Consider the following 26432-nt stretch of genomic DNA (forward strand, 5'->3'; position numbering starts at 1 on the left):
GTTTGGGGACTGCCGCGCGGGACCCGGGCGGGCGCGCGGCCGGGGACTCATCGCCGGGCGCTGGACGCCGGCCGGGCGGCGAAGTAGCGGCAGGCCGGCGAGCCGGGATCGATCGGGCTGCCCTTGCGGCCGGTCAGCGCCCTGTACTTTGCGCAGACGAAGCGGGGTCCGTCGGGAGACTGGTGGACGCAGCCGGAACAGCGGGCGCCCTGCGGGCCGGTGCCGGGGAACGTCGCGTAGCAGCCCATCCTGGCCTTGCCGCCGACGTTCAGCAGGGGATACGTGTTCTCCATCGTTGTCACTCCGCGGCGGCGTGAACGGCGGCGACATGCCGCCGGAAAGCGCGCAGGCAGTCCCTGACCCGGTTCTTCCACGCCGGATCGCCGTCCAGGATGTCGATGCCGAGCCGGTCCAGCATGGTGGTGTAGGGATGCCAGTCCGGTCCCCCGATCCCGGGCTGGGCAAACGGCGCGTGCGCCACGACCAGCGCCGCCGCCTGGATCTCCTCGCCGGTCGCCATCTCCAGCTCGACATCGTTGGCCAGCGCGCACGCCTCCTCGATGGACAGGGGGAAGGTGCCGGCCGCTCCCGGCGAGCGGGGGTGATAGTCCCGGCCGAAGTGGTTCGCGGCCGCGGTCACGAACCGGCTGAAGGAGAACCCGAGGATGGTGGTGGAGCGGACCCGGAGCAGGAGACAGTGCCGGCCCGCGACCGGGCAGGTCAGCAGCCAGCCGACCAGCCCGGCGCGCACGCCGTCGGCCAGGAGGCGGCGCTGCGTGCAAGTCAGGCGATATGCCATGGCGAATCCTCCGGCCAGGACGTCCCGTCGGCGACGAAATCGCGGACGCCGGATTTCCACATGTCGCGGTCCTTGCATTTCCGGCAGATGCGGTTGGCGGGGCCGGTACTGGCGAACGGATGGCCGCACGAGAGACAGCGTCGCTCTCCCTGTCTCTGGCGGCCGGACTCTACCGGGGCCGGTACGGTCGTGCCGAAGTCGGGTCGGACCATGGGTCACCCCTCCCTGGAATGGAGGATTACGGGCAGGGGAGGGGCCTTCCGAACAGCGGGCATCGGAGCGGGGCGGACATCGAAACCTGCGGCGCGCAGGTCAGCGGCGACGTCGTCCCAGCGGCTGCCGGGTGCGACCGGGACGTAGACGATACTGTGGGCCGGAGGATCGGCGGCAGTCCCCGTGAGGCTGCCGCCGGGCGAGCGGCACGGCCTGGACAGGAACGGGCGTGTGCGGTACCTGTGGGTGTTCATCGCGTTGAGCACGTGGGGAACTCCGGTTGGAAGACCGGAGCGGGGTGTGTTCGCAGCACATCCCGCACCGGCCAGTCGATCATGGAACAGCTATGGCGCGGGGTACCGTGCGGGCGGTGCCAATGGCCTCCTTTCCGGCGACCCAGACCTCATGAGCCGAACGGACGGTCCGCTCCGAAACCGCGCCGATGATCTCACCCCGCCGGGCCGCGGGCGGCGCGACGCCGTTCCCGCGGGCAAAGGGAGAACCAATGGATGTATCGAAGCTGCCTGTACTGTCGATGCCGTTCATTGTCATCTCCATGGCAGAATCTGCCACCATAGTTGAAGATCTAGGTTATGGTTAAACTCAAAAAAGTATTCCCTGGAATGTCATGCATGAGGTTAGTCAGGCGTACATAGGCGTATTTATTTGTATTCATCATCGTGAGATTTGTGAATACTAGTCTCTTTGATTGACCTTGCCAATACGGGATTGACTCTGCCAATACGGTTTCTTCGCGGGGGGCGGCGTCGGTGCCCTGTCCAGCCTGCCGAAACCAGCAGCCGTCCCCACCGAGAGCCCCACTCAGGCCTGCGCCCGAGATCGGTTGGGAACATCGCCTCCAGTGGCGTCGGGTCCGCCCACACGTCGCCGGCCTCGGGCAGGCGCATCGGACCCGTGGCGATCAGGCGCATGACCAGGGCTTTGGCCCGTTGGCGCTCCTCACTGTCCGCAATGTCGAACTCCTTGCCAAGCAACGGCACTTGCATGGCCGTGTCCTCGTGGACGGACAGGGCTTCGGCACGGGCCGCGCCGTCCGGTGCTGCTTCCATCACCCCGAGTTGATTCCGGGCCCGGCCAGACCGGCGCGCCAAGTGGTCGATCAACGGGGCTTTGGAGGCCAGCGCCGCCGCCGAGTACCCAGGTGAGGGCGGGAGAGCACGGTCGTCAGCTGGCATATCGCGGGACCTCGATATCGGCTTTCAGCCTCAACGTCCGCGGCAGGCTATTGGGGGAAGCCGGCTCAGGAGTCGGTTCAGTTCAGCGCGGGCCGCCTTGATGTATCGCCGGTCTGCGTCGCCGGGGTCGAGGCGGCCGTCGTCGGGTACAGCACGGGCCAAGGGCGGTCGGAGCTTCCCGGTAGCAGCCGTGCGCTCGATGGCCGCGGCGTGTCCCGGGTCGGCCTCCCGGACCTGTCCCAGTTCCGCCCCATGGCAGGCAAGCCAACGCTCGCGCGCCTCCGCCGTCGGCAAGGCCGTGAGTTCGGCGACCGCCAACCGGGCCCAGGCACCGATCAGCGGGTGGCCATCGGCATCGGCAACCATAGACAGCCGGTTCTCCGCAGCGGCACCATCGGGCGAGTCCTCACGCGGTGTCGACGGGGAGGTGGCCACGGGGGCCTTGAAGAGTGCGGCGACGATCTGTCGGTGCGCAAGGCCTGGCTCAGTCCCGAATGCCCGCGCGTCTTCTACCGGCAGCACACCGATGCGGTACAGGACGCACCCGGGCAGCGTGTCAGGGCCGCGCTCCAGGCCGGGGGCGCAGACTGGACGCGACGGTTTCCTGCCGCCAGGGTGGCCGAACTCGGCCGCCTCCACATGCCCCGCCTCGGTCATTCCGGCTTCACTGTATGGGGGGCCGGTTGCGGCCACGACGGCGTCGATGCCGGCCAACCGGTAGCCGGCAAGCGCATTGGGTTGGGAACTGTGCAGCGACCTAACCCAGGCGGCGATCTCGACGATGGCACTGGCGATCATGGGCGGCAGTCCGGAGGGGCCGACACCCGCCGCTCCAGAGGTTGTCTCCTCCAGGACCGGTGCCGCTCCTGTCCTCGCTGTTGCGCCGGCGCTGCCCAGGCGATAGATGATGTCGTGTTCCTTGCGGGTCATCGCGGGAACTCCGGTGTCAGGCGAAAGCCGGGAGAGTGCTTGACCCACTCTCCGGCGCCGGGTTGGATGGTTCAGGCGGCGGAGGTGAGGGAGGCCGACATCAGGCGACGGAGAGCATTTTCGACACCCTCGGCGAAACGGCCGTCGGCGTGGCCGCCGACGTTCATTTCAGCGAGGAAACCGGCGGCGTCGCGCTCCATGTCAACCGCGAAGTCGATGGCGTCCTCGGCATCGACGACCTTGCGGTCGATCTCCTCGTAGCCGTAACGGCCGGTATGGGGTGAGTAATCGTTGTAAACGGCGCGGAGTTCGACCAGACCGGAGTCCAGCATGTGGGAATCGAAGGCCACGTATCGGTTATCTTCACCAATGGAAACCAGCGGAGCATCGATGGGCTCTGCTTCGAGGTTGACGATGTGCTGCACATTGCCTTCCTTTGCAAACGATGAAACGCCGCGAGATGATGTAGCCATTATACAGCATCTATCGGCATCTAATAGCATCTATAAGCATCTCGGAGGGTATATGCCAAAAGCATCGGCGCCGAAGGGGCCGGGAATTACACTCAGGCTTTCACAGGAAGTTCGCGACGCTCTTGAAAAAGCATCCGCTGATGATGGACGGCCAATGGCTCATTACGTCGAGCGGGTCCTGCTGGCCGATCTCAAGGAAAAGGGCTACCTTCCTAAATAGACTCTCGGCTTACGGATTTTTCTTTCTAAAGCTGCAAATGTGCTGACTGAGATCTTATTGGTTTCTACCCTGTAGCTATGGGCCATCACGACCAACGTGTCGGTCAATGTTTGGGAGCCGCGCCCGGTCCATCGAGCCAGAGCGGCACGAGGCAGGCGTTTCGACCATTGCTCGCCCAGACTGCGCTGCCGCGGCACTTCTCCAAAGCGGCCTTTACGTCGTTGTTCCGCATCAGGGGGAGCCACGTCCTCGCCGCGTTCGCGTCATTGCGCAGGATCACCGAAATCTCCGTCCCAAGAGCCGCCGCTTCGTGCCGCCCCGCCCAGTACCCGCCGGCGAAGGCGAGCAGCGCACAGGCCACCAGCAGTCCAGCCGCCCCGAGCACCATGGCGAGGTCGAGGCGCCGGACGATCCGGCCGGCCTCGGCGGCGGTACTCGCCGCCGCGGCCTCGCAGACCCGGCGGATCAGTTCGGCCTCGCCCTCCGGCGTCAGCCCGCGCACCCCGCCGACCGCCTCGCGCGCCGCCTCCGCCGTCCGCGTCGCGGTCAGCAGCGCCAGGCGGAGCGGGCTGTCCGGCCGCATCCCCGCCCGGGCGCAGTACTCCTCGACGCGCCCGACGGCGCCGCCGGTCACGGCAGCCAGGCCGAAGCGCCCACCCGGGCGCGTTTGGCCTCCAGGTCGGCCAGCCAGTCCTCGACCATGAACTGCTCGACCGGATCGATCTCGATCCCGTCGCCCGCCGCCGCCCGGTAGAAGCCGGCGCCGAGCGTCCTCAGCGCGTCCATGCACGCCAGCCGGGTCATCAGCAGCGGCACAGCGCCGGCGCCGACCATCGCCTTGAAGCCGGGATCGCCGACCGTCCGCTCGAACGCGCCCGCCACCGTCCGGCCTTCCCGGATCACGCCCTCGTTCAGCACCAGCAGACACCGCGCGGGACGAAAGTAGCCCGCCTCCCAGATCGACAGGACGTGCCGCAGGTCCTCCTCCTCCGGCCCCAGGAAATACAGCGCCAGCGGCTCGATGCCGCGCCGGGCGCAGAACTCGACGAGCCGCAGGTCGCGCCCGTACTCCTGCAGGACCCGGTCGCCGCCGCCGAGATCGAGCACGGCCGAGCGCTTTTCGCGGATCATCCGGTTCAGCACCCGGGCCAGCCAGGCCTTAATGTCGGGCAGTTCCCCGGTGGGCGGGGCCAGCGCCTCGTCCGGAAACAGGCCGGCCAGCGTCCTCGACCGCACGTCGCCGTCGGCCACGATCACGTCGCGGCCCTGATGCCGCGCGCGCCAGACCAGCTCGGCGAGCCCGGTGGACTTGCCGCCGAACCCGCGGCCCAGACCCACCGCGAGGACCGGGACGGGAGTGGGGGCGGTTCCCTGATCATCGCCGTTCGCCATTCAGCTCCTCCTTCCGCTCCGCTCGTTCATTTCGGCCACCAGCCGTGCCAGGGCGTCACCGGCATCGGATGCCGCCGGAGAACCCCGCGCCTCCGCGCGCGGCGCGGCCCGTCCCTGCGCCATCGCCCGCCGGACGCGCCACCAGGTCTGCCGCGCGGTCTGCGGCCGGGGCGGCCTGCCGCTTCCGTCGGTCAATCCCATGCGGGTGAACGCGTCGGCCAGCCTTCGCCAGTTGGGCCGGACCTCCCCCAGAAGCGTGGACATTTCGCCGTGGTTCGCGCGCATCCACTGGTGGAGTGACGACCGGGTCCCCGGCGCCCCGGAAAGCGCTGCCCGCAGTTCTGCCATGGCATCGTCGCGCCGGGGCATCGGTCACCTGTCTCGCCAGCGTCGAAACAGTGTAGAGGCACGTGTCCGGGAACCGTCAGGGACTCATCAGACATACGCCGTATGGCTGCATCGCACCTGTCGAGGTTGCGTCACGGGATCGTGTCGCGAGCGTTACAGCACCCCGTATCCGCAAGAGAATGCTTGTCAATCTTCCACCGCGTCCAGGAGATCCCGGAAACCGGCACTGACCGGCCTGAACCCCAACGGCCTCTCCCGTCCGAACCGGTGTCGACGACCACCCAGCTCCGCGCCGTCGTCGCTGAAGGACCCGTTGCCACCGGCGCCTCCAGGGTACTCGGGTGACGGCACGGACCGGTGACAGGCAAGCCCACCATCAGCGGGATCTGGAGCAGGTTTCAGTGCCAGGACACGGTGTCGGTGATACTCATCGAACGCCGGTTCAGAGCCAGGTGCCGACACCAGAAAGCGAAAGCGGGTGGCGCTGATCTCCCACGGTCCCCGTCGGTCTGCGCGGCGATCCGATCCGTGAGGACCAGTGCCACCGCCAACAGTCCCATCCACGTGACCACGGCCGTCCCAGACTCCGGTTTCAAAGTCGCTTCTATGTCGGGTCAGTCCGCGCGCTCGTAGACCAGATTCAGGGCGCTCTTTGCCTTGGTCTCGCACTTGACGAGCCGAAGCTTCAGCTCGCCGGTGCCCTGCGGAAAGAGCGGAATGCCGTCTCCCAGAATGACGGGGATCACAGCCATCTCGAGCACGTCGATCCTGCCGATCCCGATCATGGACCGAACGACCTGGCCGCCGCCCTCGATCCAGACGCGGCGATAGCCCCGGGCCTCCAGCTCGGCGGCGACGGCGGCTATGTCACCGGAGCGGGGCTCCACGCCGGCCGGTGGCGGGTCGTCCAGCGGCCGTGTCGTCAGGACAACTGTAAGCTTGCCGGGGTACGGCCAGTCGCCGAAGCGACGGAGGGCGTCGTACGTTCCACGGCCCATCAGGATCGCGTCGACGCCAGCGAGAAAGGCGTCGAACCCGAAGTGCTCAGCCGGGTAATCCGCCGCCAGCCAGTCGTCGACAGACCCGTCCGGGCGGGCGATTCTGCCGTCCAGGGAGACGGCGATGTGGCAATGCCAGATCGTGCGATCCATGAAACTGCCCTCCATTGCGCCCCCACTTGCAGATCGGTCGTGTCCGAAGGTTGGTGGAAATTGCTGAGGGCGCATTCTCCTGAGCTTCAGGGTCGTCGGATCAGGCGGCGAGGTCAAGCGGCTGGTCGGCGGGAGCGACGTGCAGGGTGTCCCAGCCGTCAACGCGGCGCAGGGTGATCTGGCCGCTGGCGAGCAGGGCCCGGAACAGCATGCAGGCGGTCTCGGCGCACGGCAGCAGGCACTGCGTCTTGATCCGGCGCTTGAACTCCTCGTGCAGCCGCTCGATGGCGTTGGTCGTCCGGATCGACTTCCACTGGTCGGGCGGGTAGAGCAGGAAGGTGAACAGGTTTGATCCTGCTTCCTCCAGGCTGGCGGCGACCGCCGGGCACCTCAGCCGCCGTTTGGGTCCCTGCGCCCAAACGTTCGCACGAACGCCTTCCGGCTGGCTTCGACCTCCGTCACCGTCGTGCCGTAGATCATGTCGGTGTAGTCGGCGCTGATCTCGTCGTGCAGCTTCTTGGGCGCGTGGGCCACGAGAGTCCTGTGCTTGTGCAGCGTTGCCGCGGCCCGTCCGGCCAGAGGGCACTCAGCGCCGCCTCCAGGCCCGAAGCGCCGTCGATGATCAGAAGGTCCGGCGTAGCGAGCTTGCGGGCGATCAGGTCGTCCAGGAAGGCCTGCCAGGACGAACGCATGCGTTCGCCGCTCTCGCCGCCCATGTTGCGCAGGCCGAGAAGCACCTTCTGGCCGTCGCGCCGGACACCAAGCGCCACCAGCACCGAGATGCCGGTGGCCCGCTTGTCCAGCCGGACCTTGACCACGGTGCCGTCCAATATGATGCGCACGATGTCGTCCTGCGACAGGTCGCGCTTCTGCCAGGCTTCCCAGTCGCCCTGGACCTTGCGCCAGGCCCGGCTGACGGTGTCCTTGCCGACCGCCCCGCCGAACAGCGCTCCCAGGGCGCGGCGGACCCGGCGGGTGTTGGTGCCGGCCAGGTAGATCGCGGCGACCAGCGCCTCGGCCTGTCTGGTCAGTCGCTTGTAGGCCGGCAGCGTCCGGTTGCGCCATTCCCGGGTCGTGCCGTCGGCCCCGGCCAACCGGGCGCGCGGAACCGACACGGTGGCCGGGCCGAACGTGCCGAGGACCTGTCGGTCACGATGGCCGTGGCGATGCCCCTGGGGCGGTCCGGCGCGCTCATACCGCCCGCGGTTCAGTGCCGCGTCCAGCTCGCTCTCCAGCATCGCCTCGATGAACGAGCGGATCCGCTGGCGCACGCCGGCTTCCAGCGGATCAAACCACTCATCGCCCAGCAATGGAACCGTGGCGTCGTTGGATGTAGTCTTTTCCATGGCGTGATCTCGTGGCGGCGGTGGCCAGACCGCCGGTGTGGGTTCTTCACCTTCCGGAGATTACGCCGCCAGACAATTTCCTACCAACCTTCGGACACGACCGCCGAGTCTCGCCGTTACGAGTCCTGCTGAGACTCCCCGGCCGCTTCTCCCCACAGCCGATTCTTCTCTTCTGGCACGTGTCCTTACATGGACGTTTCATCTTTCCATTCCCCGCTCGCATTCCTACGGCGAGCGGGTGTTTCTTGTAGGTGCTGAGTCGTCGGTGCGGTAAAATGGCCAAGGAGGATCGGGTGCAGTTCGTCGCCATCGCCCTCTCGCCGATTGCGCATGCCGTGGGCATGGTCTCCGACCTGGTCGCCTCGATCGGTTTTTACAGCGGCCTGACTGCCTCGGCATTCGGCTTGGTTACGGGGGTCGATAAGTGGACCTGTCAATTGGAGCAGCAGACCAGGCGATGATCCCCCGTCTAGTGCTGCTGGCGGTTCTGTTGACAGCACAATCCGCGCAGGCCCATGACTGGTATTCGGGTCTGCAGTCTCCGCGCGGTATATCCTGCTGCAATCAAGGTGATTGTCAGCGTGTGGGACATCGCTATTCACCACAAAGCGGGCATGAGATCCAGATCGATGGGCGATGGGTCCAAATCGATCCCGGAAGCATCCTGCCGTTCTCGTCGCCGGACGGCATGACGCACGCCTGCTTCTCACGTTACTGGTGGACCGATCCACCCAGTCAAGTCTATCTCAACGTGCGTTGCGTGATCCTCGGGGGGATGGCGTAGTCAACCGCCCTGCGTGCTCCCGCCAGCGGCACATCTGCTTCTGCTTCGTCGGCGACGTAGATGACGAATGTGAAGGTCATGGCGACCGTCTCGCCGTCGCCGGACAGCGGGAGATGGATGCCGCGGACGCTGGAAGCCGTTTTGTCTCCCCCCTGTAGGCCGGCGCCGTCATCCTGGGTGCGGATGTCTCGACAACGGCCCGTCTGTCTGTCCAGACTGGGGCCCTCTATGGGAGAGCTTCGACAAGCACCGCCCGGTTTAGCCCCCGCTGGATTTGGCGGTGATCCCGGTCCTGATTATGCGGTACTTGAAATCAAGCGGATCGCGCAGGATGTCGACCAGCAGGACCCAAGACAGAGGTATAGGCGGTTACTCGCCCGGGATGCTTAGGCAGCTCGTCGCCCCTGCACCATGCCACGTCGCAGCAAGGTCGACGCCGGTGAGCTCGATCTCCAGCCAGTTACGGGCGCGTAGGAAGCGCCGGCCCAGTCCGGGCAGCGGCAGCAGTCTGGCCGAAAAATCCGCGCCAGGCTGCAGTGGTCTGGCGCCGACCCGCTCGAGGACGGCGACGGCCAAGGCTGAGGGCGGAGGATGAACGATACCTGAAGAGGTGAGCTGGTGGATCTTCGTCGTGCTACTCTCAATCACGCCCCAAGATCCCAGATGGATCTCGCCCGACAGCGAGGTGATTCGTACGCCCCGCTCCGCCGAGAAGCGAAGCAAGGTGCGCAGCAGGCAAGTCCATTCGTCCCAATGCGCAAGGCTCGGCCATTGATCGATCAGGTCGTCCTGCCATTCCTGGTGGCCGGGAATGTGGCCAAACAGCCGTTCGAGCCCATGGAGGTGCACGTGCACCAGCGGCACGCTGGAGAGGAGAAGGATGTGGCGGCAGTCCGCCATGCGCTCGAGGCTTGCCTTCAAGGCGTGCCAGCCCACTTCGCCCATGACCCGTTCGCGCGTGCGCTCGGAGCGCAGATCCGGAGCCAGGATGCCGATTTCGCCCAAACGGTAGGCCCAGCCGAACTGTTTTCCGCAGCCGTCGGTAAATCCCTCCGGCAAGTCGTGGGGGTGCGCGGCAAGCTGGAACAGGGCAAAATGCTCCCGGGCCGCGGTCCAAAGCCCCTGGAACATCGCGCTTTCCAGCCAATCCGTAGCGTAGCTGCCCCACCCGTCGATGATGTCATGGTCGTCCCACATCATCAGCGACGGAACAACCGACAGGATCGGCGCCAACTCCGGCTGGCTCCACAGGTGACAGTAGCTGTCGAAGAAGAAGTCCCGCGCTGCTTCGGCCATTTCGGGCGTGAAGGAAGCCTTTCGACGCCGACGCCAAGGCTCTCGCCGCCACTCGGCGAATGCCGGAACATCGTGCCATAGCGCATCGGCATAGAGTTGATCGCCACCGTGCAGCAGCAGGTGAAAGGGATTTCTCGCGTGCTCCGCCGCCAGGTGCAGCCAGCGCTCGTTGCGCTCCCGCCCGCATGTCCAGACGTTCCTCGCCTCCGTGCCATTGCATGCCAAGTAGGCCATCCGAAGGGCACCTTTGGCCGGCAGATGAACTCGCCAGCTCTGATCTCCCATCCTGTATTCGTGACAGCATGGCGCCCCGCCTGTCGGCAAGGTGAAGTCGTATCGCCAGAGGCTGCAACCGCGCCGCTGGGCGAGGCGCAACGGTATCGTACGGCAGGTACTGGTCAGCAATGACGGCGGCTCCGCCTGCGCCGCCATCAGGACCGATAGGCGCCATGCACCGGCTTCGGCGCCGCGAAAGTAGAGCACAGGCCCCATGTGTGTCATCGATCTCGCCCCACGGTGCCCTGAAGCATCCCTGGATCCTCAAGCGCACGCCGGCCACATCGCGGCGCCAGCGTGGCTTGACCAGCAGGAAGCAGCCCGTGCGCCTCGACCCAATTCACTTCAGGATTGCCTTGACCGTTTCTGCAACACCATTGCCGATCGCCTTGTGGGCGGCCACAGTGGCCACCGCGCCGAGCGGGGCGGACAGAGGACCAGGGCCCTGGGCGCGGGATAGGAGGTGCCAACCCCTCCCGTGGTCTGCGTCACGATGTCAACCAGCTTGCCCACGCCGAGCGCGATCCACAACGGCGACCGATTGAACATCTGCTTCAGGTTATTGGTATCGAGCATGATCACGACGGGATCGAGCGGCAGGTGTGCCGCGATGGCGGCCGGCAGATAGGCCGACCCGTCGAGTTCGGCCCCCGGGATGTGCGGCAGCATCGGGTCAGTCAAGTCGGTCGTGCGCGCGCTTAGCCCCTCGTCAACGACCTTATAATTTGGCCCGAGCGTTACTCCGAACACACCCGGCCAACGCACGTCCTTAGGGTAGCGCTCGGGAACATAGCCCCAGGTATTGGAATCGCCGTAGACCATGATGCGCTTGGCTGCCCCCTCGGCCGCCTGCGTGGCGTTCCCACCAAGCAGCATCGGAGCCGTCAGTGCAACAATCAGGCTGCTTTGTATGGCGGACATGAAATGGCATCGTGTTATGAGCATGACACCTCCAGCCCTCAAGAAATCGAGCATTGCGGACCGCTACTACAGTTCACTCGCGGATTTGGCCCTTTTCAGAATTCCCGGATCCCCCATGGGTGCGATGAATGACCCTATCCTTCCTGCGAGAGTCCGGCATATCCAGCCACCGGAGATGCCCCCAACAATCTTGCGCCGCCTGCCTCAGTCCGCAGACCCGCTCCAGGTCCAGCGTGATGAGTGCAGCTTCGACGGTGCCCAGGGTTTGCCGGCGAGCGTCCAGCAGAGATGCCATCCGCAGGATGTCAGGGTTGTTTCGGGCACCCTCTGCAGGGAAATGGCCGCATCACACCAGGGACAGTGCGCGCGCATGCCGGCCGCGATTCGGGAGGGCGGCGGACGGCGCAGCGGGGTGAGCGACTCGCACGCTCCATGCAGCGTGGAAATGGCTCTCTGGTAGACGGCCAGCGCCTCGGGAAGCTTGCCAAGATCGCACGCCGGCAGGGTGCCGTGCGGCGCGAAAACGGTATGCGCCGGAAAATTGACGAGGGCCACGACCAGATCGATGTCGCGGCAGCATTTCCAGCATACCGATGGCACGGTCGCCACCGATGGAGCGCCGGCTCGGGGAGGTGGTCCCTCGAAGCGGACGCGCCCGGTCAGCAGTCTCCCAGTGAATTTCGCCAGATCAGTTCGTGCTGGCGCGCTATCCGTCGCGGAGTCGATCACCGCCGGTGCGAGGCGTTCGGCCTGCTTCACCTCCAGACGGAACAGAGGAAGGTCGCGCCGGGCCTCAAGCCTGGCGATGTCGTAGCCGACCAGCCACGCGCCGCGAATACCGGCTTCCCGGTAACGCTCCTGGCGATCCTGAATAGCCGCCAACGGAATGCGGGAGAGTTGGGCTTCCAGAGCCACCGTCCAATCCGGATGCCGCACGAGCACATCGGCGACCCAGGTTCCGTCGTCCGCACGCACCTCCGTGGTGACGTCCAGGCCGAGCCGGGCTGCCGCACGCGCCATGATCGATTTGCAGACGATATGTGCCAGGCTCTCGCGAATGGTGCAGACCGTGTTCGGCTTATGGCGGAAGAATTGCCAGCCGGTCGGCGAGCGGACGGGGATGACTGCCGCCCCGCAGCACGGGGCAGTGAGCCCCAGATCCCGATAGCTGGCCTTCAACTCCTCCCAAGCCGAGGGCGACATTGCCCAAGCGTGGTAAGCGGCTTCGTCAACTCCATAAGCAAGCAGCGGCATGACATCAGGCGGGCAAATGGTTTCCGATAGGCAGCAGAGATATTGGCACGGCATAAGGTGACTTTGCCGTCGATCACACTACCATGCCGACGGTGGCTTGGTGCACGGATGATGCGGTTGCCCTCGGAGAGGATGCCGGATAGGAGGCAGGTCCCTTGCTGATCGCCCCGCCTGCCCATGCCGCGCGGTCTGCGGCCGGGGCGGCCTGCCGCTTCCGTCGGTCAAACCCATGCGGGTGAACGCGTCGGCCGGCCTCCGCCAGTTGGGCCGGACCTGCTGCAGAAGCACCGACACCTCCTCGTGGTTCTCGCGCATCCACTGGTGGAGTGACGACCGGGTCCCCGGCGCCCCGGAAAGCGCCGCGCGCAGTTCGGCCATGGTATCGTCGCGCCGGGGCATCGGTCACCTGTCTCGCCAGCGTCGAAATAGTGTAGAGCGACGTGTCCGGGAGTTGTCAGGGACTCATCAGGCATATGCCATATGACTGCATCGCACCTGTCGAGGTTGCGTCACGGGATCGTGTCGCGAGCGCTACAGCACCCCGTATCCGGAAGGGAGTGCTTGTCAGTCTTCCACCGCGTCCGGAAAATCCCGGAAACCGGCACTGACCGGCCTGAACCCCAACGGCATCTCGCGCCCGAACCGGCGCCGGCGGCCACCCAGCTCCGTGCCGTCATCGCTGAAAGGCCCGTTGAGTTGAACGAAGCTCTGACGTATTCGGCCGGGGGCAACGTGCCGGTGGTCTGGAAGCTGGACCGCTTGGCACGATCCTTGGAGAACCTGATCAAGATCATCGCCTGCCTTAACCGGCGCGGTATCGATTTCCGGTCACTGACCGAGGGCATCGGCGCGGCCACCGTTGCCGGCCGCCTGACCTTCCCCATCCTTGGGGCCTTCGGCCAGTTCGAGCGCGACATCATCCGTGAGCGGACGGTAGCGGGCTTTGAGGCCGCTGGCGTCCGCGGGTAAATGAGGGAACACCGAAAGCCGTGGGAGCGGCCAAGATCGAAGCGGCGCGCCATCTGCTCGCCGGCGGCATGCCCATCAGGGGCGTCGCAGCGACGCTGGACGTTTGAATCAGCACCCTATATTGCTTTGGTTTGGATATGTTGGCAGTATCATCGCCAGCTTGAGCGAGTGGTGAGTCCGCCTGACCCCGGACAGTACTGAGTGACTTTGAGCCGCAGTATGGGACGTCCGGCTCAGTCGCGCCCGCTCCCGGGGGCCTCCGGATCGAGAATGCAAGGATGCGTCCCTCCACATCCCCACGTAGAAATCGACTGCAGTTCCTAAGAAGCTTTTCCGGTGATTAGAGTTCATCGTCTGGATAAGCAGCCAAAGGACATAGTACTCTGGAACAAAGAACATTTATTGTGGATGTCCTGTTTTTGAGCTAAGCGTTCTTGAAAGAACAATGCCGGGTCAGGAAAGCCCCATGAGTCTTCTGCGTCGCCTCATCCTGCTCGTGATGCTGGTTGTTGTTCCCATAATCGCAATCGAGATCACCAATCAGATCCAACTGCATAACGAACGTGTGGCCGCCATCAACGCGGAGGCGGAGCGGCTCGCCGTCCTGGTTGACGATGGCTACATCCACATGATCGAGGGGCTCCGCCACCTTCTCAGCACCTGGGCCGAGTCCCCGCTCCTGCGTGACGGCGACATGGCGGGATGTCAGGAGATGGCGGAGCGGCTTGGCAGGAGCTATCCCGCCTACCTCGGCGTCACCGCGACCGATGAGGTCGGGGTCATCCGGTGCGCGACCATGCAGGTAGCCCTCGGCCTGTCCACAAGCGAGAGCCCGCACATCCGCCTCGCCCGGGAGACCGGCGGCTTCGCGGTCGGAGAGTTCATTCTCCGCCGGGACACACACAGGCCGGCGCTGTCCTTCGCACAGCCCTACCGGAACCGAGCCGGTGCCCCGGCCGGCTTCATCATCGCCCTGGTTGACCTGGGTGGGTTCGAGCAATATCTCGCCAATAAGCTGCTGCCCGCGGAAGCTGCCTTCACCATCGCCGACCGGCACGGAACCGTGCTCGCCCGCACGCCTGAGGTGGCCGGCGCGGCTGGCAAGCCACTGCCCGAGCCTTACCGGCCGCTACTGGAGGCCGCACAGAGCGGCAGCGTGGATCTGGCCGGCCTCGACGGTGTCATGCGGGTGCAGGGCTATGTCCCGCCAGCCACTGGTGCGCAGGGCCTGTTCGTCATGGCTGGGCTGGACAAGGCCGCGGCGCTGGCGCCGATCCGCGGCACCCTGTGGCGCTCCCTGGGAGGGCTCTGCGCCACGATGCTTCTCGCCCTGGCCGTGGCCTGGTGGGGGACTCACCGCTACCTGCGCGGTCCGGTGCGGGCTCTGGTGGCGGCAACCGAACGCTGGCGCGATGGCGACTACACCGCCAGAGCCGGCATTCGGGACGGCGGCTCGGAACTGGTCGCGCTCGGTGGCGCCTTTGACGCCATGGCCGAAAGCCTGGAGACCTACAACCGGGCACGCGACGAGGCCTATGTGGCCAGGCGCAAAGTCGCCGAGGTCTTCGACTGCATTACCGACGGCGTGTTCGAGGTCGACCGCGACTGGCGCATCACCTTCATGAACGAGCTTGCCCGGAACGGGGTCGCGCAGGGGCAGGATCAGGTCGGCATGACTCTGTGGGAGGCCTACCCGGAACTCGTGGGCAGTCGGTTCTGGCACGAGGATCATCGGTCCATGACGGAGCGGGTGCCGATCGAGGTTGAGGACTACTACCCGCCGCACCAGAAATGGTATCGCGTGCGCGCTTTTCCGTCGCGTGAGGGCTTGGCCATTTATTTTCAGGACGTAACCGAGCGGCGTAGCCTGCAAGAGGATCTGAGACGCCAGCAGGCCCTGCTGGAGACCGTTATCGAGAGCGCACCTGATCCCATATTCGCCAAGGACCGGGAAGGGCATTGCATCACGCTGAACTCGGCGGCCGCCCGCATCCTCGGCCATCCGCGCCAGGCCGTCATCGGGCGTACAGATGCCGATTTGTTTCCCGTGGAGATCGCCACCGTGCTGCGGGACCAGGAACTGCGCATCATGGAAACAGGCGTGACCGAGGTTCTGGAGGAAACCATTCCGGACCGGCACCATGGCGAGTCCCGGGTGTTCCTGACGACCAAGACGCCGTTGCGCGATCCCGTCGGCGCCGTCGTCGGGATCATCGGCGTCTCCCGCGACATCACCGAGCGCAAGGCCCGGGAGGAGGCGCTGCGCCAGGCCAAGGAAGAAGCGGAGCGCGCCAACCTCGCCAAGTCCAAGTTCCTGGTAGCGGCCAGCCACGACCTGCGCCAGCCTCTCCAGTCCCTTACCCTGTTCACCGGCGTGCTCAGGGGGCATGTCCAGAACGCGCGTGGCCAGCAGGCGCTGCGACATCTGGAACACGGGCTCGACACCTTGAAGGCGTTGCTGGACAGCCTGCTCGACGTGTCGAGGCTGGACGCCGGCATTGTGAAGCCGGAGATCACGGAGTTCCCGATCTCCGCGGTGCTCGACGGAATCGCGGCCAGCTATGGTCCGGTTGCCACAGCCAAGGGACTGGGCTGGCAGGTCGAGACCTGCACCGAGGTGGTGCGGACCGATATGACGCTGCTTGGGCGCGTGCTCCGGAACCTGGTCGAGAATGCGGTGCGCTACACGAAATCCGGCCACATACGGATCGCCTGCCGCCGGATCGAGGATCGTTTGCGCGTCGCGGTCGAGGACACCGGCATCGGCATTCCGCCCGGGCAACTTGAGCAGATCTTCGAGGAGTTCCACCAGGTGGACAACCAGGCGCGCGACCGGAGCCAGGGTCTTGGCCTCGGTCTGGCGATCGTCCGACGCATCGTGGATCTGCTGGGCCACCGGGTTGAAACGCAATCCCGGCCGGGCGAGGGCTCCACCTTCAGCATCGAGTTGCCGCTCACCATGACAGGCACCATGCCGGTACCGACGTTGTCCGGGGGTGATAGCTCGGAACAGGACGGGCAGGGCCGGCTGGTCGTGGTGATAGACGATGACGTCCTGGTGCTGACGAGCCTGGAGGCGATTCTGACCGAGTGGCGCTACGATGTGATCGCCGCCATCAGCGCCGAGGAGGCTGTCGCCCAGGTCCGGAATGCGGGCCGCCGGCCCGATATCGTGCTTGCCGACTACCGGCTACAGGACGGACGCACGGGCACCGAGGCCGTCCTGGCCATCCGCGCCCTGTTCGACCGTCCCATCCCCGGCCTGATCCTGACCGGCGAAACCGATCTGCAGTTCCTGCGCGGGTGCGCCGGCCAGGATCTGGGCATCGCGCACAAGCCGGTGATGCCCGCGCAACTCGGTCGTGCGCTTGAGCAACAGTTGAACGCTGTGGCCTGAATGCAAGACGCCGAGGAAACACGGGAAGGCAGCCTGTCCGACCCTGCGGCGCTGAAGACGCTGAGCGGAGATGCCTTGCACTGGTTGGGAAGGAACATGGTGGGGCAGGAATGAAGAGTTCGTATCGATCACAGGGCGTGCCCTGGTCATGATGATGCTGAGGCGCTCCGTCATCGTGGCCGCTCTTGCGTTATGCCCGACCATCGGCATGACGACCGTGTCGCTGGCCGCCCCGATCGAGTGCTCGCAGTTCTTCCCGCACGGCAGCGCGCCGGACCTGGTCAACCCGAAGCTCCGCCCCAGGACCCAGGCATTGTGCTACTCGGCCTTTGCCGTGCTGCATTCCGGCATCACGCGCACTCCGCTCTGGGCGGCCGAGCACCTGACCCGGAAAGGGCTCGACGCGGCAGTGGCTACTCTGCGCAGGGACACCTTCCACGAGGAACCAAGACTGCCGCCCGGTGAGCGCGCCGATCTCGATGATTACGCGCGTTCAGGTTTCGACCGTGGCCATCTCGCGCCGGCCGCCGATATGCCCGACGAGCAGGCGCAGCAAGAGAGCTTCTCCCTGGCCAACATGATACCGCAGGATCCGCAGAGCAACCGCGGCCTGTGGTCGGGCATCGAGTCCGCCGCGCGTGGCCTCGCGCGCAAGGCAGGGGAACTGTACGTCGTCAGCGGCCCGGTTTTCCAGGGTGCGACCCTGCAGCGCCTGCGCGGACGGGTGCTGGTGCCGACCCACATCTTCAAGGCCGTGTACGATCCCAAACGCAAACAGGCGGCCGCCTATCTCGTGGAGAATGCCGATGGTGATCACTGGCGAGGTGTATCGATCGCCGAGCTTCGGCAATTCACCGGGATCGATCCGTTCCCGGGGCTGGCGCCAACGGTCAAGGATCATGCGATGGCCCTGCCGGACCCGAAGCTGCCGGGCAGGCGCCAGAAGCAGACCGAGACCCCCTGGAGCATGGACACGATCCTGGACAAACTGATGCGGTTCATGCGTTGAGGATGCCACTATGAACAGGACCATCTCGCCCTTCGCGAACGAAAGCGAGACGCTCACAATCGGTAACCTGACGATCGAGAACCGGGCGGATCGCGTTTCAATCTACGGCAGCATCGATCTCACCCGCGACAAAACCGGGCTCGAACATGCCCGGATCCTGAAGGCGGTGCTCGACGAGGTGCTGCAGGTCCTGGAGAGCGAGAGTGACCTGCCGGACAAAACCGCACTAGCCGACCTGCCGGATCACGTGGAAAACCCGTTTCGATAAGTTTGCCCACTGATGTTCAGATAAGAAGCTGTTCGCAGACGGGACGTGCCAGCCGGTGCTGAGCGGGATGCTACTTTGAGGGGAATGAGGGCTGACGCGTGGGAGGGCGATAGGATATGTCTGCGGCCATGGTCAACAGTCATCGGACCAGGTGCATATGGGCACCGCCTTCAACCCCGCCAAGACGTCTCCGGCCTCGTGGAATGCGTTCTCCGGTGTCGAGGACTTCGTCGACGCGGTGCTGGCGGAACTCGCGGCCATGGCGGCAGATGGCACCCGGTCGATCCGTTCCGGGCCCAAGTCGCCGTTGACCGGAGCAGCGTTGCGCAAGGCCATCATGGCGATCTGGTGCGTCTGCTTCTGCGGTCTGCAGTGGCGAGCCATAGGCCAGCTCTGCGATATCCCGTTCGGTACGCTCTACACCCTGTTCGCCCGCTGAACCCGGCCCAGCCTGTGGCGGCGCCTGCTCAACCGCCTGATCCTGGCCTGGCGGCAGGCCTTCGGCGACACGCCCGATTCCAGCGCGGTCATCATAGACAGCCGCTCCTATCACTTGTCAATCGGCTTCGAATAACCGGTTCTTCCAAGTTTTGTGTGGATGACTCTGGCGTGTTTGGCTCCATCGTTTACTCGCTACGCATGTGCGAGCACTCGACAGCGGAGTAAGTCGAACCCGGCGCGTCCGTACATCTCGCGCTTGATGACCTTGAGCCGGTTGACCTGACCCTAGACCTGGCCGTTGCTCCACGGCTCGATCAAGGCGGCGCACAGCGCGTCCTCATCGCGGCGCAGACCGGTGGCGAACGGCGCCAGGGCGCTGGCCTCCGCCTCGCGCAGCCAGCCGTCGAGAGCGCCGGCCATCTGGTCCTTCACCATCGTCGTGAAGCGGCGGATCAGATCGACGGCGGTGGCGATGGTCGGCGAGCGCTCCAGCAGTGCGGTGACGAACCGGCGGTCGTCGTCGCTGAGCTTACCGGCCTCCCCGGTCAGAAGGCGAACCGCCCGGCGTGGTGTCGGCGGCTCCGGGCTCTTGCTCAGGGCCGGTTTGCCGGGCGTCCCTTTCAGATCGCCAGGAGGGTCCTGCCGCTGGCGCTGTGTCGCCCAATCCCGTACGACAGTGTACTGCCCGGCAAAGCCCCGGTCCCGGAGTTCCCGCCATAGTGCCGCAGCGTTGTTGCAACCGCTCCGCCAGCGTTCCTCCAGCCAGGCTTTGTACGGATCGAGGATGCTGGTGCCGCGATCGGCATGACGCCATGTCGGGGCATGACCGGCCCTCAGCCAGCGGCGCACCGTCCTGCGTTCGATGCCGATCGTCCGGGCGATCGCTGTCAGCGACAAACCCTGCTCGCGCAGACGGGCGACTTCAGCGAAGCGGGCATCGCGGCGTTCCTGTGCCGCCTGTGACCGCCGCTCGGTTGTACGCATCGGCCTCTCTGCTGGTGAAACCGGTTCCGGGACCTCCACAACTGCTGCCGGAGCCGCTGGCTGTGCTGCCGCTCGTGCGGCCGCGCGCAGCTCGCGGTGATGCTGATCGAGGAGACCGCGCAGGGCGTCGCTGCCGTTGCGCAGCAGATGCCAGCGATCAACAATCTGGATGGCGTCGGGCGCGCCCCGGGCGGCGCCGTCGGCATAGGCGCCGGCGCGGTCGCGGACAACTGCCGAGACACTGGGATGCTCCTCCAGCCAAGCCGCCAGAGTGTCGGCGCTGCGGTCGGGCAACAGGTCGATGACCCGGCGACGCTCGAGATCGCACAGGATCGTGCCGTAGTTATGGCCCTTGTGCCATGCCCAATCATCCACGCGGTCGTGTCCGAAGGTTGGTAGGAAATTGTCTGGCGGCGTAATCTCCTGAAGGTGAAGAACCCACACCGGCGGTCTGGCCACCGCCGCAGGAGATCACGCCATGGAGAAGACTACATCCAACGACGCCGCGGTTCCATTGCTGGGCGACGACTGGTTCGATCCGTTGGAAGCCGGTGTGCGCCAGCGGATCCGCTCGTTCATCGAGGCGATGCTGGAGAGCGAGCTGGACGCGGCGCTGAACCGCGGGCGTTATGAGCGCGCCGGGCCACGCCAGGGGCATCGCCACGGCCATCGTGACCGACAGGTCCTCGGCACATTCGGCCCGACCACCGTGTCGGTTCCGCGCGCCCGGTTGGCCGGGGCCGACGGCACGACCCGGGAATGGCGCAACCGGACGCTGCCGGCCTACAAGCGACTGACCAGGCAGGCCGAGGCGCTGATCGCCGGGACCTACCTGGCGGGCACCAACACCCGCCGGGTCCGCCGCGCCCTGGGAGCGCTGTTCGGCGGGGCGGTCGGCAAGGACACCGTCAGCCGGGCCTGGCGCAAGGTCCAGGGCGACTGGGAAGCCTGGCAGAAGCGGGATCTGTCGCAGGACGACATCGTGCGCATCATACTGGATGGCACCGTGGTCAAGGTCCGGCTGGACAAACGGGCCACCGGCATCTCGGTGCTGGTGGCACTCGGTGTCCGGCGCGACGGCCAGAAGGTGCTTCTCGGCCTGCGCAATATGGGCGGCGAGAGCGAAGCCGCGTGGCGGGCCTTCCTGGATGATCTGGTCGCCCGCAAGCTCGCCACGCCGGACCTGCTGATCATCGACGGCGCCCCGGGCCTGGAGGCGGCCCTGAGCGCCCTCTGGCCGGACGTGCCGCGGCAACGCTGCACAGTCCACAAGCATAGGAATCTCGTGGCCCACGCGCCCAAGAAGCTGCACGAAGAGATCAGCACCGACTACACCGACATGATCTACGCCAGGACGGTGAAGGATGTCGAAGCCCGGCGGAAGGCGTTCGTGCGAAAGTGGCGGCTGAAGTGCCCAGCGGTCGCCGCCAGCCTTGAGGAGGCAGGTGCCAACCTGTTCACCTTCCTGCTCTACCCGCCCGACCAGTGGAAGTCGATCCGGACGACCAACGCCATCGAGCGGTTGCACGAGGAGTTCAAGCGCCGGATCAAGACGCAGTGCCTGCTGCCGTGTGCCGAGACCGCCTGCATGCTGTTCTGGGCCCTGCTCGCCAGCGGCCAGATCACCCTACGCCGCGTTGACGGTTGGGACACCCTGCACGTCGCTCCCGCCGACCAGCCGCTTGACCTCGCCGCATGATCCGACGACCCTGAAGCTCAGGAGAATGCGCCCTCAGCAATTCCTACCAACCTTCGGACACGACCATCCACGCCGAGCACTCTGACCGGTGGGATCGGGTCGGCATCATTGGAACAGACACGGTGCAGCAGCGTCGTGCGGCTGATCGGCACGCCCAGGGTGGCGGCATGGCGGGCACCGGGATTGCCGCCCAGCGCCAAGCCGATGGAGCGATGGATCGTACGCAACCGGTCGGTCTGGCGTGCCCGCGGGCAGTGCCAGGCAGGGCCTCGGCGAAGGTTCGCCGCGGACATTCAGGACTGGCGCAGCGAAAGCGGCGGATCCGGACGAGCAGAAGCGTCGGGCGGCCGAAACAAGCGACGTCGCCAAGGCTGCGCCAGTAAAAGCCGTGAACCCTCCGCGAGGATGTTCCGCAGGTGGTGCAGGAACCTGACTTTGCTGTTGGCTGCGCCCGCAGCGTGATCCGGCAAAAACCATGGTCGATTTGTTCAAGGACCTCAAGAGTGTCAGGAAAGCCGATTGAATGCAGGGAGATACTCAAGAACGGGCCCGGGATAGTGGAGGATATCTCTCATATGGCAATCCCGCGCCTCACAGAAATCAGGCCTCGCCGCGGGCTGAACTCCAAGGGCACCGCGACCTCCGGTTGGTCACACAAAACTTGGAAGAACCCCGGCGTTGGCGCCGATTCAGTCGCGGTGGACGGGGAAGCCCTTGAACCTAGCGGCGGAATACACTATTGTTTCCTTACATCCTTACTAAGGGATTTTCGCCATGCTCGCCAAGTTGACCTCAAAGAACCAACTGACCCTGCCCAAGGCGGTGGTCGCCGCCGTCCAGGGGGCAGAATATTTCGACGTTGCGGAAGAGAACGGCCGCATCGTGCTGACCCCGGTGCGCATCAACCGCGCCGATGCCGTGCGAGCCAAGCTGGAAGAATTGAACCTGTCCGAGACCGACATCGCCGACGCAGTTGCCTGGGCACGCCGGCCCGGATGAGTCCGCCCCGCCTTGTCCTCGACACCAACGTGCTGCTGTCGGCGCTGCTTTTCCGCAGTGCGTCCATGACTTGGCTGCGGAAGGCCTGGCAGGCCGGGAACATCCTGCCTCTGGCCAGCCGCGACACCGTGTCGGAATTGCTCCGCGTGCTCAGCTATCCCAAATTCGGCCTGACCGCGCCCGATCGTGACGACCTGCTGGCTGATTACTTGCCGTGGTGCGAAACGGTCACCATTCCGACGCCACCACCCGCCGTGCCCAAGTGCCGCGACGCGTTCGACCAGCCCTTCCTGCTGCTGGCCCTGACCGGCCACGCCGATGCCCTGGTCACCGGCGACCGCGACCTGCTGGCGCTGGCGGATACCTTTCCGGTTCCCATCCTCACCCCGGCGGACATGAAGTCCCGGCTGCCTGGGTGACCGCGCCACCATGGCCCTCCGTGCGGGAATGTCCGCTCACAACCGGCGCGACAGAAGCTCACCGCTGTGTCAGAGCTTGTTCGCAGACGGGGCATCCTGGGCCGTGCGGAGCGGGATGCTACTTTGAGATGAGTAAGAGGTGACGCGTGGGCAGCTGGCGGGCTATGTCTAGAACCGACGTTAACAGTCGCCGAGCCAGCAGGATATGGGTACCGCCGTCAGAACCGCAACGACCTCTCCAGCCTCCTGGAGCGCTTTTGCTGACGTTGATGCCTTCGTGGGTGAGGTGCTGACGGAACTCGCGGCCATGGCAGCGGATGGCACGAGGCCGACCCGGTCGGGACCGAAGCCGGCGCTGACCGGTGCGACCCTGCGTAAGGCGATCATGGCGATCTGGTGCTTGTGCTTCTGCGGCATGCAGTGGCGCGCCATCGGGCAGCTCTGCAACATCCCGTTCAACACGCTGTTCACTCTGTTTTCCCGCTGGACCCGCCTTGGTCTGTGGCGTCGGCTGCTCGACCGGCTGCGCCGCACTTGGCGGCTGGCCTGCGGCGACACCCCGAAACCGAGCGCTGTCGTCATCGACAGCCCCCTTTCGCTGTCCGCAAGCGGACAGCTGTCGGGTGAGAGCTCTTGCAAGTCGGCGCCGGGCTGCTTTGAGCGCGGCTTTGATGGCGGCAAGAAGATCCGCGGCATCAAGGTTCACTTGGGCGTCAACACCCGAAGGGCAGCGAAGCTAATTACGGCATCCCGCTGGCGATCGACGTTCCGTCAGCCAACGTGCATGGGCCATGGCAACGCCGCCAGGCGGTATACGAAGGGTATCATCCCGGTGCTCCGCGAACTCTCCGGCAAAGGTTTCCGGGGATCGGCGCTGGGCGACCTCGGCTACCGGGGCAAGCGTCTGGCCAAGGCAGGCCGGAAGCTCGGCATTGCCGTCGAGCCCGTCGCTCGCGGCCATGATGACAAGTTCCTCCCGGCTGGAATCTGCTGGGTGGTCGAGCGTTCCTTCTCCTGGATTTTCAATCACCGACGGTTGAACACGATCTTCGAGCGGACGAAGGAGCACCTCGTCGCCTTCATTTCCATCCTGTCCAGGCGCATCAAGCGCCTCGTCGCCGAGGAAGTCTGTGCCTGACCTTTACAAACATCTTCTAAAGGTTCCGCCGAGGTCACCGAGGTCTGTGACGGTATAGGTTGGGACGGCAAGAGCCGTGCCGGGAGCCAAGCCGAAAGCCAGGGCGATGGTGGTCAGGAGGACCAGGTGATGCGAGCGCATGGTTTGTCTCCGTGCCGCTGTCTGGCCTGAGGTTTGAGCAAGTTCCGGGCTTTCTTCCCAAGCCGAAGATGCTAGCCAGTAGATCCGTCAGGTTTCCATAAGCCGGGTATTATCGTATGGATAGGGATTGTCGGCAACGAAATGGACGGTGGTTCCAGAGGCGCTAACGGACGCGACTGTAGTGTACGGGGATGAATGGTCTGGCACTATCTTCCAGAAAAAAGCCCCGCAGCGGATGAACGCGCGGGGCTAAGTCTAGGGAGGAAACGCACGTGAATGCGTGCACGTGATTATGACTTGGAATCCTATCAAATTTGTTAAACATAGTTTGAATGTGTGCCTCTTCTTGAGACTCCGACCCGGGTAGAAACCGCCCATTGGGTTGAGCCACGGTGCCTGTATGGTTCCGTCGAACGCAGGAATGACCATCCCCGCCGTCAGCCCAGGACCAGCAGTCGCGTCGCGGATGCGCTACAGGACACCGCTACGAAAGCGTGACGCCCTGTCGAATTTCCGTCAAGACAGCGTTACGCAAGCGTGACACATACGCGACAGAAGCGTCCATGCGGTATCCATCGCCGGAGCGGCCGATCCGTCCACAATGTTCGGAAACCTGAAGAGTTCGGAGTCCGGCCGGCCACAGCCACCCTATCCCCGGCACGGGGATGCGGATGCCGGGGGGCGGTCCATCTCCGCCCCGTGACTGCCGCCGGTTCATCCAGGCCCATACCGAACCTGCCGGCACATTCCTCTCGATGCATCCGGTCCGTCCATCATCGCTGACAAAGGCTTTGCGGCTGGCGGCACCCGGCCCATAATCCTACCAGGACGCGGCGCTTGCCGGCTACGCGAGGCGGTCCGAGAGCCCACCGGAACCGGCCCGGAACGGATCAGGCCGGAACGGCGCCGGCCGGCGGCATGCCGAAACCGGAGATCGTGAGACAGAGAGCCCGAGGATCATGACGGATCCTGCGCGAGGATCCTGGGGCAGCCTAAGCAAGAAGGAAAGCCGATCCGGACCAAACAGCAGGAAACCGCGCGATCACGCGGGCAATCGCCTGTGTGGCGGCGGGTCGTCCGGAAAAAATCCGTGCACTGGTCCGGATGGTTTCCGGATATGACAGGGGAGGTCTCGAGGTGCCGATGAGCCGAAGGTCGCGATACTTCTTCAAGCGTGACGAGGACGGGATCGAGCCTCGCATGCATATGCGAAAGCCGGTCGATGGAGCGATGGAGGCGAGTGCCAGCCGGCTGAAAACCCCGACGATCATGGGACGCGGGCGGTGGGCCTATGTCCGGCCGGCGGCAGCTTCCCAGCAGCGCGTGACGGTCAAGACGAAGATCCAGCCGGCGGCGAAGGCGGCGGCCCATGCCCGGTACCTCGAGAAGCAAGCGGCGGGCCTCGACGGCCAGGACGCGCGCGGCTTCACGGCGACCGGGGATGATGTCGACCCGAAGGGCCTGGCCGAAGAGTGGTCGGAGGATAGGCATCATTTCCAAACGATCATCTCGCCGGAACAGGGCGACCGGCTCGATATGCAGCGCTACGTCCGCGATGTGATGGTCCGGTACGAGCGGGATCTGGGCTCCAAACTTACATGGTGCGCTGTGATACATTATGACACCGAACGCCCCCATGCTCATGTCCTGATCCGCGGGCGGGATAATCGAGGCGGTGATCTGGTGATCGACCGGGAGTACATCCGGCACGGCATGAGGACGCGGGCGATGGAGGTCGCGACGACGGAGCTGGGCTTGCGATCGGCGCAGGAAATCGCCGCGTCTTCGGAGAAGCGCCGGCGCGCTCCGGAGGCCGGTATCGGGCAGGCGGAGGGGCTTGGGAAGGCGGCCGGCTGGCAGCTTCACCTGAACGTCCCGGCTGAGCGGTGGCATCCGACGACCCAGGCCGTCCTGGCCGATCTGGCCGACCGTGGCTTGCCGTACCAGATGCACTTCGCGGCGGACAAGGCGAAGCGCCTGACGGTCAGCGTCGGCCCATACGACGACGCGGTCAGGGTGGCGCGCGAGCTGGATGCCGCCTTCGGCGAGCGGCTCCGCGACCCGACGGGGAAGATTGCCCGCGACGACGTGCGTCTGTCCGGGCCCGTGTGGGGCGCCTTCGAGTCGCAGGGAGATCGGGACTTCACCCACTGGACGGTGAAGGGCCTGCCGCTGGAGCGGAACGCGGCGCGGGACCTGCGCGGGTTGCGGGGAGCGGAGCGGGTCGCCCTGCGCGATCGATTGCGCGCGGCGGCGGACGCGAAGCTGATGGAGCGGTACGGCGAATTCTATGCCGGATCGGAACGGCTCCGGGCGCTGGAGAAGCTTCGGGAGCTGCAGCGGGGAATGGGCCACGGATACTGAAGGGG

Annotated in this window: 25 protein-coding genes and 3 pseudogenes; 12 read left to right on the top strand and 16 right to left on the bottom strand. The window is 65.6% G+C overall.

Annotation, left to right across the window (positions count from 1 at the left end; translation table 11 throughout):
- Positions 1-47: 47 nt before the first annotated feature.
- The 6 genes from JL101_RS29925 to JL101_RS29950 all read right to left on the bottom strand — a co-directional run bounded on the left by JL101_RS29925 (position 48) and on the right by JL101_RS29950 (position 3563).
- Entirely contained in the window at positions 48-293 is a 246-nt protein-coding gene (locus JL101_RS29925) for a hypothetical protein (protein ID WP_203103772.1), read from the bottom strand.
- A gap of 5 nt (positions 294-298) precedes the next feature.
- Positions 299-799, bottom strand: a complete 501-nt coding sequence (locus JL101_RS29930; protein ID WP_203103770.1) for a hypothetical protein — start codon at positions 797-799, stop codon at positions 299-301.
- 546 nt (positions 800-1345) lie between these two features.
- Positions 1346-1558 (bottom strand): hypothetical protein, encoded by a 213-nt coding sequence (locus tag JL101_RS29935; RefSeq protein WP_203103768.1) that lies wholly within the window; start codon positions 1556-1558, stop codon positions 1346-1348.
- A 116-nt stretch (positions 1559-1674) separates the two neighbouring features.
- Positions 1675-2082, bottom strand: coding sequence for a hypothetical protein (locus tag JL101_RS29940; protein ID WP_203103766.1), 408 nt, complete (start codon positions 2080-2082; stop codon positions 1675-1677).
- Between the two features lie 156 nt (positions 2083-2238).
- A complete protein-coding gene (locus JL101_RS29945) occupies positions 2239-3138 on the bottom strand; it encodes a hypothetical protein (RefSeq protein ID WP_203103764.1) in 900 nt (299 codons plus the stop codon).
- A 71-nt stretch (positions 3139-3209) separates the two neighbouring features.
- Positions 3210-3563: a P-loop NTPase family protein gene (locus JL101_RS29950; RefSeq protein WP_203103762.1), complete on the bottom strand. Its 354-nt coding sequence runs from the start codon at positions 3561-3563 to the stop codon at positions 3210-3212.
- A 100-nt stretch (positions 3564-3663) separates the two neighbouring features.
- On the opposite strand from JL101_RS29950, the gene JL101_RS29955 reads away from it, so the two are divergent.
- On the top strand, positions 3664-3831 hold the full coding sequence (locus tag JL101_RS29955) for a hypothetical protein (protein ID WP_201076663.1): 168 nt from the start codon (positions 3664-3666) through the stop codon (positions 3829-3831).
- A gap of 103 nt (positions 3832-3934) precedes the next feature.
- Here JL101_RS29955 and JL101_RS29960 read toward each other — a convergent pair whose 3' ends face one another.
- The 5 genes and pseudogenes from JL101_RS29960 to JL101_RS29980 all read right to left on the bottom strand — a co-directional run bounded on the left by JL101_RS29960 (position 3935) and on the right by JL101_RS29980 (position 8068).
- Entirely contained in the window at positions 3935-4465 is a 531-nt protein-coding gene (locus tag JL101_RS29960; protein ID WP_203103760.1) for a hypothetical protein, read from the bottom strand.
- Positions 4462-5223, bottom strand: a complete 762-nt coding sequence (locus JL101_RS29965) for a hypothetical protein (RefSeq protein WP_203103758.1) — start codon at positions 5221-5223, stop codon at positions 4462-4464. Before JL101_RS29965 ends, JL101_RS29960 begins: the two co-directional genes overlap by 4 nt.
- On the bottom strand, positions 5224-5487 hold the full coding sequence (locus JL101_RS29970; RefSeq protein WP_203103756.1) for a hypothetical protein: 264 nt from the start codon (positions 5485-5487) through the stop codon (positions 5224-5226).
- A gap of 698 nt (positions 5488-6185) precedes the next feature.
- A complete protein-coding gene (locus tag JL101_RS29975) occupies positions 6186-6722 on the bottom strand; it encodes a dihydrofolate reductase family protein (protein WP_203103754.1) in 537 nt (178 codons plus the stop codon).
- A 100-nt stretch (positions 6723-6822) separates the two neighbouring features.
- A pseudogene (locus JL101_RS29980) lies at positions 6823-8068 on the bottom strand (IS256 family transposase).
- Positions 8069-8343: 275 nt separating this feature from the next.
- Here JL101_RS29980 and JL101_RS29985 point away from each other — a divergent pair.
- A complete protein-coding gene (locus tag JL101_RS29985) occupies positions 8344-8529 on the top strand; it encodes a hypothetical protein (RefSeq protein ID WP_203103750.1) in 186 nt (61 codons plus the stop codon).
- A gap of 692 nt (positions 8530-9221) precedes the next feature.
- Here JL101_RS29985 and JL101_RS29990 read toward each other — a convergent pair.
- From JL101_RS29990 to JL101_RS30000, 3 genes are all read right to left on the bottom strand, one after another.
- Positions 9222-10382 carry an alkaline phosphatase D family protein gene (locus JL101_RS29990; protein WP_203103747.1) on the bottom strand — a complete coding sequence of 387 codons (1161 nt, stop codon included), beginning with the start codon at positions 10380-10382 and terminating at the stop codon, positions 9222-9224.
- Between the two features lie 387 nt (positions 10383-10769).
- Positions 10770-11345: an SGNH/GDSL hydrolase family protein gene (locus JL101_RS29995; protein WP_203103745.1), complete on the bottom strand. Its 576-nt coding sequence runs from the start codon at positions 11343-11345 to the stop codon at positions 10770-10772.
- Between the two features lie 204 nt (positions 11346-11549).
- Positions 11550-12524, bottom strand: coding sequence for a competence protein CoiA family protein (locus JL101_RS30000; RefSeq protein WP_203103743.1), 975 nt, complete (start codon positions 12522-12524; stop codon positions 11550-11552).
- 636 nt (positions 12525-13160) lie between these two features.
- Here JL101_RS30000 and JL101_RS30005 point away from each other — a divergent pair.
- The 5 genes from JL101_RS30005 to JL101_RS30025 all read left to right on the top strand — a co-directional run bounded on the left by JL101_RS30005 (position 13161) and on the right by JL101_RS30025 (position 18681).
- Positions 13161-13568: a recombinase family protein gene (locus JL101_RS30005; RefSeq protein WP_203103741.1), complete on the top strand. Its 408-nt coding sequence runs from the start codon at positions 13161-13163 to the stop codon at positions 13566-13568.
- Positions 13569-14034: 466 nt separating this feature from the next.
- A complete protein-coding gene (locus JL101_RS30010) occupies positions 14035-16965 on the top strand; it encodes a PAS domain-containing protein (protein ID WP_203103739.1) in 2931 nt (976 codons plus the stop codon).
- A gap of 148 nt (positions 16966-17113) precedes the next feature.
- On the top strand, positions 17114-17974 hold the full coding sequence (locus JL101_RS30015; RefSeq protein ID WP_203103737.1) for a DNA/RNA non-specific endonuclease: 861 nt from the start codon (positions 17114-17116) through the stop codon (positions 17972-17974).
- Positions 17975-17984: 10 nt separating this feature from the next.
- Entirely contained in the window at positions 17985-18242 is a 258-nt protein-coding gene (locus tag JL101_RS30020) for a hypothetical protein (RefSeq protein ID WP_203103735.1), read from the top strand.
- Positions 18243-18399: 157 nt separating this feature from the next.
- Positions 18400-18681 (top strand): hypothetical protein, encoded by a 282-nt coding sequence (locus JL101_RS30025; protein ID WP_203103733.1) that lies wholly within the window; start codon positions 18400-18402, stop codon positions 18679-18681.
- Positions 18682-18875: 194 nt separating this feature from the next.
- Here JL101_RS30025 and JL101_RS30030 read toward each other — a convergent pair.
- Positions 18876-20042: pseudogene (locus tag JL101_RS30030) on the bottom strand (ISL3 family transposase); the annotation flags it as partial.
- A gap of 103 nt (positions 20043-20145) precedes the next feature.
- On the opposite strand from JL101_RS30030, the gene JL101_RS30035 reads away from it, so the two are divergent.
- Positions 20146-21366: an IS256 family transposase gene (locus tag JL101_RS30035; protein WP_228435549.1), complete on the top strand. Its 1221-nt coding sequence runs from the start codon at positions 20146-20148 to the stop codon at positions 21364-21366.
- A 65-nt stretch (positions 21367-21431) separates the two neighbouring features.
- Here JL101_RS30035 and JL101_RS30040 read toward each other — a convergent pair.
- Positions 21432-21907, bottom strand: a pseudogene (locus JL101_RS30040) (transposase family protein); the annotation flags it as partial.
- 233 nt (positions 21908-22140) lie between these two features.
- Between JL101_RS30040 and JL101_RS30045 the strand changes: the two are divergent.
- From JL101_RS30045 to JL101_RS30060, 4 genes are all read left to right on the top strand, one after another.
- Positions 22141-22365, top strand: a complete 225-nt coding sequence (locus tag JL101_RS30045) for an AbrB/MazE/SpoVT family DNA-binding domain-containing protein (protein WP_203102800.1) — start codon at positions 22141-22143, stop codon at positions 22363-22365.
- The gene (locus JL101_RS30050) at positions 22362-22784 is read left to right on the top strand and encodes a putative toxin-antitoxin system toxin component, PIN family (RefSeq protein WP_203102802.1); all 423 of its coding nucleotides are present in this window, start codon (positions 22362-22364) and stop codon (positions 22782-22784) included. Before JL101_RS30045 ends, JL101_RS30050 begins: the two co-directional genes overlap by 4 nt.
- A 205-nt stretch (positions 22785-22989) precedes the next feature.
- Positions 22990-23922 (top strand): transposase, encoded by a 933-nt coding sequence (locus JL101_RS30055; RefSeq protein WP_203102804.1) that lies wholly within the window; start codon positions 22990-22992, stop codon positions 23920-23922.
- A gap of 1284 nt (positions 23923-25206) precedes the next feature.
- Positions 25207-26427, top strand: coding sequence for a hypothetical protein (locus JL101_RS30060; RefSeq protein ID WP_228435550.1), 1221 nt, complete (start codon positions 25207-25209; stop codon positions 26425-26427).
- Positions 26428-26432: the final 5 nt, after the last annotated feature.

The sequence above is a fragment of the Skermanella rosea genome (genome assembly GCF_016806835.2).
GTDB classification, from domain to species: Bacteria; Pseudomonadota; Alphaproteobacteria; order Azospirillales; family Azospirillaceae; genus Skermanella; species Skermanella rosea.